This is a genomic window from Megamonas sp. (assembly GCF_986095205.1).
Genome location: NZ_CFQVBI010000026.1, coordinates 1 through 8,075 on the forward strand (window position 1 = coordinate 1; position 8,075 = coordinate 8,075).

At 33.0% G+C, this 8,075-nt stretch carries 5 protein-coding genes; 1 reads left to right on the forward strand and 4 read right to left on the reverse strand.

Annotation, left to right across the window (positions count from 1 at the left end; all coding sequences use genetic code 11):
- Nucleotides 1–282: hypothetical protein (locus AC5LAX_RS04060; protein ID WP_493263637.1), on the reverse strand; the 282-nt coding region annotated here is incomplete at its 3' end.
- Nucleotides 283–454: 172 nt separating this feature from the next.
- Here AC5LAX_RS04060 and AC5LAX_RS04065 point away from each other — a divergent pair.
- Nucleotides 455–949 carry a helix-turn-helix domain-containing protein gene (locus AC5LAX_RS04065; RefSeq protein WP_288909602.1) on the forward strand — a complete coding sequence of 165 codons (495 nt, stop codon included), beginning with the start codon at nt 455–457 and terminating at the stop codon, nt 947–949.
- Between the two features lie 142 nt (nt 950–1,091).
- On the opposite strand, the gene AC5LAX_RS04070 is transcribed toward AC5LAX_RS04065, so the two are convergent.
- From AC5LAX_RS04070 to AC5LAX_RS04080, 3 genes are all read right to left on the reverse strand, one after another.
- On the reverse strand, nt 1,092–1,583 hold the full coding sequence (locus AC5LAX_RS04070) for a hypothetical protein (RefSeq protein WP_117977140.1): 492 nt from the start codon (nt 1,581–1,583) through the stop codon (nt 1,092–1,094).
- 20 nt (nt 1,584–1,603) lie between these two features.
- Complete coding sequence (locus AC5LAX_RS04075) at nt 1,604–2,020, reverse strand: DUF3887 domain-containing protein (RefSeq protein ID WP_270650268.1); 417 nt, start codon at nt 2,018–2,020, stop codon at nt 1,604–1,606.
- A gap of 93 nt (nt 2,021–2,113) precedes the next feature.
- Nucleotides 2,114–8,075: YadA-like family protein (locus AC5LAX_RS04080; protein WP_493263638.1), on the reverse strand; the 5,962-nt coding region annotated here is incomplete at its 5' end.

Here is an 8,075-nt window from a genome sequence, read left to right on the forward strand (position 1 = left end):
AAACAATGATATCGAATCATTGTTTTTTAGCGAGCTTATATCTCCATAAATAAATTTAGGGGCTTTACGCTCGCATTTGGTAAATAGATATTTTATATCCATTTCATTATTAAAAATCTCACTATTTATCTTTATTACTTCTTGGAATGTAAATTCCCCAACATGTTTTAGCTTATTTTCGATAATTTCTTCTGAACAATTTAGCAAATTAGCTAATATATGTGCTATTTCTTCTGTTTTATAGCCTTTTTTTACAATCTCATTAACTAAATTATTATACATAACATCACCACCTTTCCAAATATGGAAATATTTTAGTTTTATTTTACTTCCATTTATGGAAGTAAAATAACTCACAGGAAAATATTAAAATTTTTAGAAATCTATCAACTTTACACTAAAATTTATAAATGATATACTATTTCAATAATCCGAAATGGAGGAATAATATATTATGGAATCCTTTAAACCTATATTGGAAAAAATAAAAAAAATAAAACAAGAAAAAGGTTATACTAATGAAGTTTTAGCTCAAAAATCAGGTATTCCCCTCAGTACTTTGAATAAGATTTTATCTTCTGTTATCAAAGATCCTAAAATCGGTACACTTATAGCTATTACCGATGCTTTGGATATCGATATAAATTCTTTAGTTTATAAAGATAATAAAAACTCAACTCCTCACATTCAAAATATCCAATCTAAAAACTTAACTAACAATTTAAAAAATTTGGCTAATGAGTATGATTTAAACGTTGATGATATTTTATTTATCGATAAATATATTAATTTACCCATTGAAGATCGTCATAAATTTCTTTCTCTATTAAAAATATTGACATCAGATAAATCCGATAATAACGTTCCCATATTAAATAAACCAGACCATAAATTATCTATAGAAAAAAAACAAACATTATTAGCTTCCATTTCTTCAAATGGTTCATAAAAATCCATTAAAAAAAAGGCAGTTTATGATTAATTTCATAAACTGCCTTTTTAATACTAAAATATTTTATTTAAACAAATTGTCTAATATAAATAAAAAAATCATTGATGAATAAAATATATTAACTATATATTTTATATACTTATCGTCTCATCATATTTTGAAAACGTTTCTTATCTGATAAACTTTTCAAAGCACTTGTATAAATTTTGCTTACTATCTTATCATCAATCATTTGCATTTGCATATTGGAACCTAAATCACCACATACTTTACCCTGTGAGTCTATCAAATATCTCTGTGGCATACAATAATAATTTCCATCATTAGTAAACATATATAATGTCAATGAAGATACTGTATCTTTTAAATCCTCATCTTTTCTAAGCTCTGTTAGGAAATTACTTTCTTTATAATGTTCTTCTGCAGATACTATTAAGTAATATTGTCCATCTTTTTTTACTACTTCTACAGTATCGGTATCAATATATACTGTTCCTAAATCTGAATTTCCTACCATTTTAAAAGCTTGAGCTTGTACATGTTTAATAGGTCTAATAAATATGATTCCTATGATGATAATACACAATATAAAAATATTTACTATTCCCATATTATCTCTTATTATATCCATATTTTTTACCTAATATAAAATTATTTGGAAGCTTGTTGTATTGGAGTAAATACATAATTTACTAATTTTTGATTTTTATCAAATACAAAAATTATTGCAGCTACTGGTTGTTTATCAAAAGTAGCTAAATAAGTAACTCTATCTTCTTGTTCAAATTTCTCAAATGCACGGAAATTTACATCTTTTACATTACCAAATTTTTCTTTAACTTCAGCTGGTAATTTCTTATATGTTCTTTCACTTACACTTTTTTTCAAGTTATCAGAAAAATCTTTGCTAACTACAGCATATTCTGGTGCTTGTTCTTTAGTGAATACACCCATAAAAGTTTCTGCTATCTTTTGTTCTTTATTTAAATCACTTCCATCAGAAGCAAAGCATAATCCACTAAATGCCATCATCATGATTAAAGTTAAAGTAAATATTATTTTTTTCATTTTATTTCATACCTCTTTTTTATTAGATAAGCGACAGAAAATCTGTCGCTTATCTATATTTTTATTCAATTGTCACCTAAATACTTTTGCTAATTAAGCATTTTTCTGAGAAGCTTGTTGTCTTTCTGCAAGTAATTTTGCATGTCTTTGAGCTTGTGCTTTTACTTTTTCTTGCTGAGCTAATTTTTTCATTTCTTCAGCTTGTTCAAGATGTCTTGCTTCTTCATCTTTTGCTCTTTCAGCAGCGGATTTACGACCGAGTTTCCATGTAGCACCAATACCACCCATTAATTCATCGCCGGAGCTAGAAAGACTTGCACTAAGCATGAAGTCTTGGTTTGGATAATGGAATACACCAATAGCTATACCAGTTTCGCTCTTATATTGACCTACGCCAATAGCGATTTCTGTTGGAGCTTCTGGGTCAAATCCCATAGTACGAAGGTTTGCGATAGCTGCTGCCATAGCGCCTACTTTATCAATACGTTCTTCAACATTACCTAAGCGTTTTTCAACACTATCAATACGATTACTTAAAACCATATCATTAGCGTAGCTAGTACCTGCTACATCTTGGATAGCATGATCAAGAGCTACATCGGCTTCTACCATAGATTCAGAATCAGTAATGTATTCAGTAGTTGCATTACCATCTTTATCAGCATCTTTATATGCATCTTTAAGATCTTCTTTGCTTGTAGCACCGATAGTATCTTTAACAGTTCCGATATCATCTTTACTTGCAATACCACTTACAGTTACAGAGCTTGTTCCTTTGTTATATTTGTCTTGGCTTGTAATTGTTAAAGTACCAGTTTCTCCATCAAATTTAGTACCATCCTGAACAACGCCACTATCTGTAAGTTTGCCATCTAAAGCTACTGTATCGCCGTCTTTTTGCGTTAAGGAAATTGTACCGTCATCTTTGATAGTACCACCAGTTACAGTATTATTATCTGCATTTGTTGCTGTACCACTGATATTATCAATCTTGTTATCAAGTTTACCGATAGCAGTAGTTACACTATCACCATTTACAAGTTTATCGCCAGTTACTTTGTCATAGTTAAGATCACCAACGTTAGTTTTCAAACTATCAAGTTCAGCTTTACTTGCTACATCGTTAATAACTAACTGATTACCTGTTACTGCTCCAGTACCATCAACTTCATTGATAGTAATTGTACCTGTTGTTTTATCTGGTGTATAAGTCTTACTTGTGTCTAAATGTTTTTCATTACTAGCGACAGGACCATCTTTAACAGCATCTTTAATAGCATTGTTAAGGTAATCAACGTTTACAGCTTCACTGCCATCATTACCAGAAGCATATGCTACATTAGTAATACTTGTACCACCTGTAGGTGTTCCATTACCAGCTCTAGAAGCTCCATAAGGTGCACCTGCTAAAGCAATATGACTATAATCAATAGTACCATCTACATTAACATCATAAGCAGCTACTGCACTATATAAATCATCTAATTGAGATTCTGTTGCTGCTCTACTTGTTTTAGGTGTGTCATCTGCAAAAGTAGCTATTTGTGACTGTTCTGGTTCAGGTGGTGTCCATGTTGTATTTTCTAATCCTGTAATTGTAGCCATATTATCACTGCTAGTAGTGCCATCTTTATTAACTCTCTTTTCAGCATTAATTCTAATACCACTATCATTAATGTAGCCATCTTCATTTACAACTGCACCAACAACTACTGCACCATCTTCACGAACTGCTAAACCAATAGTACGTTCTCCTTCTTCTGGTTGGAATGGTTTATCTTTATCTGCTTGACTACTGAAATCAGAAATTAATGTATATTCCATACCTGTTTTATCATATTGAGCATGAGCAATCTGAGTTACAATATCACCAATATCATTTAAGCTGTATTTTAAAATTTTATCCTTTGAAGTTGAATCTGAATTAGGCATATAAGATATAACATCTTTTGCATGAACCATACCATCTGTAGTTATACCAAATACCCCTTCTCCTGAAGTATTTGTTGCATACATCATAAATCCACCATGAGTAGAAATAAAATTATCGATTCTTTCTTGATCGTCAATATACGATTCTGGAATATATCCTGTTACTTTTACTGTTTCTGGGTTTCCATCTTCTCCTATTCTAGTCACTTCTTTAAGAGTAGGATCTGTATAAAGTGTAAGACTTGTAGATGTTTTTTGACCTGCTTTATCACCTAAAGTAATATTATCATTTAAACCAAATTTAAGTTCATTACTTGTTCCACCAGTAGCACTTACTGTTATATTTCCATCGCCTTCAAAGTTTAAGGTTTCGTTTGGTTTTACATTAATAGTATTACCACCAGCTTTTGCATTCCATCCTGCATTAGCGACTTCTGCTACTTCACTTACAGCTTGTTGTAACTGACCTTGAGTTGCAGCTGTTCCTTGAAGTTCTTCACTGTTTGCTACTTGTTTTGCGAGTTCATCATCCCAAGTAGTATTTGAAAGACCTGTTATTGTACCTTTGCCACCATCAATAACAATAGCATTTTCAATACCTTCACTATTAGTATAACCAATAGAAACAACATTACCATTAATATTAGTGAAATTTGTACCTTCTGCTGTTTCTTGATTTACTTGAATAGTACCTTTTGTGCCTGTTAATTCAATACTGCTACTATCACCTTTTAAAGTAATGTCATCGTTTAATGCTACTTTTATTTCATTATTAGCAGCAGTTACTGTAACATTTTCATCTCCAGCAAAGTTCAATTTATTATTATCTGGAGTGATATTCACTTCATTGTTCTGACTATCTGTTGCAATCCAGCCTGCATTTACTTTATCGGATACAGATTTCAACTGATCTTCCGTTGCAGCCTGACCGGAAACATAATTATCCGCATCCCACGTTTTATTTGTAAGACCGTTGACTGTTCCGCCATTATCTGCATTTACAGTAATTCCGCCAGCTGTAATGTTACCGGTTGCAATCGAACCGCCATTAATTACCGTACTGCTTGTTGTCGTTTCACCAGTATCTCTCATTGTCTGCGTATTGGTAATAGTTAAGCCGTTCTGGTTGAATGTCATATCATTTACGTTATCATATTTTCCTGTTCCGCCAAATATAAGTTCAGAATTATGAGCGTTGATTGTTCCATTCGTTCCGCTTAATTGAACACTATTTCCGTCTTCAACATCGTCATCCAGCGTTATATCAGGGTTCAAGTCAAATGTTAAGTTTGTACCAGTTATATTACCCTTATCATCTTTTACAGCAGTCTGATTTACAGCAATATTTCCGTCAGTATTAGCAAAGTCTACTTTATCGCCGTTGGTAATATCAGTTGTTACAGCTCCATTATTCGTAGAAGCAGTCCAGCCGCTATTAGTTATCTGATCAGAAAGATCACTTACCACATCTCCAAGCTGACCTTGAGTTGCAGCTATAGTTGCGGCACCATCTGCAGTACCATCTGCTTTATCAGCTTTTACCTGATCTGCTATTTCAGGAGTCCAAGTAGTATTTGTAAGACCTTCCACTAAACCTGAATCGTCAGCATTAACAGTTACATCACCAGCTTGAACCATTCCTTTTGCAATTACATCATCTTTAGTTTCAACGCTGCCGCTTGCTCGAATGACCAAATTATTACCAGCCGTGTTGAGAATTACTTTATTAGCATTAGCAGCATTTGTTGGGTCGTTAACTCTAGTTATAGTTACATTACCGATAGTAGTTTTGCCCTTAGTATAATTATATGATACATCCTGTGTATTATAACCTATTTCATTTAAACTATTTATGCCAACTTTTCTACCCATATAACCATGATCGCCATCATAATCATACGATACTACATCTGCACCGTTGCCATTATTACCTCTCGAATTATTAACAACAATGCCATCTTTATTAATTGTTACTGCTGTTTCACCTTTAGAATTGGTCAACGCTATGCTGCCGTCATTACCGTCTAAATTGATACTAGAGCTTTCTTTATTTCCTAAAGTGATATTATCATTGAGTTTAACATCATAGGTAGTTTTACCAGTTTCAGCATCTACCTTCTGGCTTAACTGTAAATTGCCATCACTATAATCTGGAGCATTACCAGCCGGAGTGCCGCCGTTTACTGTTACTTCCGTATGCGAAGATGCCGCTGTATTTGCTTTATCCCATACAGATTTCAACTGACCTTCTGTTGCAGCTCTACTTACATCGTCAGTTTCGCCGTCCCAAGTAGTATTGGAAAGACCGGTTATCGTAGAGGACGGTTTGCCTGTAGCTTCGTCATAAGCTGTATCAATATTAACTCCACCAATAACAGCTGTTCCATCTCTACCGTCTAAAGCAATATTAGAACCTAAACCAATAACACCTCTCTCACCATCTAATACAATATTACGACTGTCTTCTGTATGGTCTCCACCTAAATATACTTTATCATTTAACGCAACCTGAATAGCCTTATTTGTCGTATCTGCTGTTACTGTAATATTATTATCTCCAGCAAAATTTAATGTAGTTGTTCCACTATCTGTTGGATTTACTTCAATTTTATTTGTTCCATCTGTTGCAACCCAACCTGCATCTACTTTTTGATTTGTAGCATATAACTGACTACCATTTACTGCATCTGTAGAATCTTCGTTTATTCTTCCAGCTGCAACATTAGTAATAGTTCTTTCACTGCCTTCACTACCTACACTTACAGTGCCAATAGGATTTGATCCTGCATATCCTTCTGTACCTACAGCTCCATTAGCTATAGAACCACTACCAATTGCTACATCATTGTTACCATTTGCTTGTGCATTATGACCAATAACCACTGTATCAGAAGCCATATGTGTTGTTTCTTCATCTGAAGAACCAACAATAACATTATTATTAGCAGCTTGAACAGCATGATTATCGCCTAAAACTACGTTACTATCACCGTTTGTAACAGTATTTTTAGTACCAATAACTGTATCATTTGAGCCATTTGTAATAGTATTTTGATATCCATTAATCATATTAAATTTGGATATATCTCTTGATGTACCTGTTATCTCATTTTGTACACCAATAAGTTGGGAGTTCTGTGCATAATCAGCTTTATTGCCACCGCCAATAGCTAATACAGCACCACCATTTGATTTATTACGATCAGATACTGAATCTCTAAAGTTTTCTGCTACATCTGCTACATCACCACTAACACTACTAGGAGATGGTATACTAGCTGTAGAATTAGTAATTTCATTGCCTGTACCAAATACTAATGAACCATTACTATTCTGCGTCTTATTTGCCATACCTATAACACTATTAGCTACACCAGATGTCATTCCAGCACTACTTGAATTTGACTCTATACTATTTAATGTACCAACTATTACAGACCCAAAATTTTGTGCAGAATATAAAGACCCTAAAAATCCTGAAGTATTACCATATTTAGTAGTTGTAATATTATATGAACCTATATTGGTTGATAAACTACCACTTATATATGAGTTAGAACCTATAGATGTTTCTCCTACTCCCATAGCTTCATAAGTTTTATAATCAGAAAGATCTACATCTCCCATTTTTCCTTTATAATCTTTAACACCTATATTAACTGTTGCATTTAAAGCTTTACTATTTTCACCAATAGCAATACCACCTGTATAAGTATCACTACCAAAAAGAATAGCATCTGCTTTTCTTCCATTTTGAACAGAAACAAATGCTCCGTTTCCAAGCGCTATACTACTAGATTTTTCAACCCCTATAGCTTCATCCCAAATCTGTGCATTTGTATCAACTAAATTATTAGCTTCACCTTCTCTATATTTGCCATGTACAACAGCAACATCTGTTTTCTTAGCAAGTCCAGTAATCGTTATAGTTTTTGTAGCAGCATTTGGATTATTTAAATCTTTTACAGTAAGTGTCAAATTTCCATTATCATCTACAGTGTATTTTCCACCACTACCATTTGTTGGATTGGCTACTAATTGATAATCTGTTCCACTTAATCCACTTGTTAATTGAGATAAATCTACTTTTATTGCTTCTCCTAAGTGACGATTTATTGTTAAT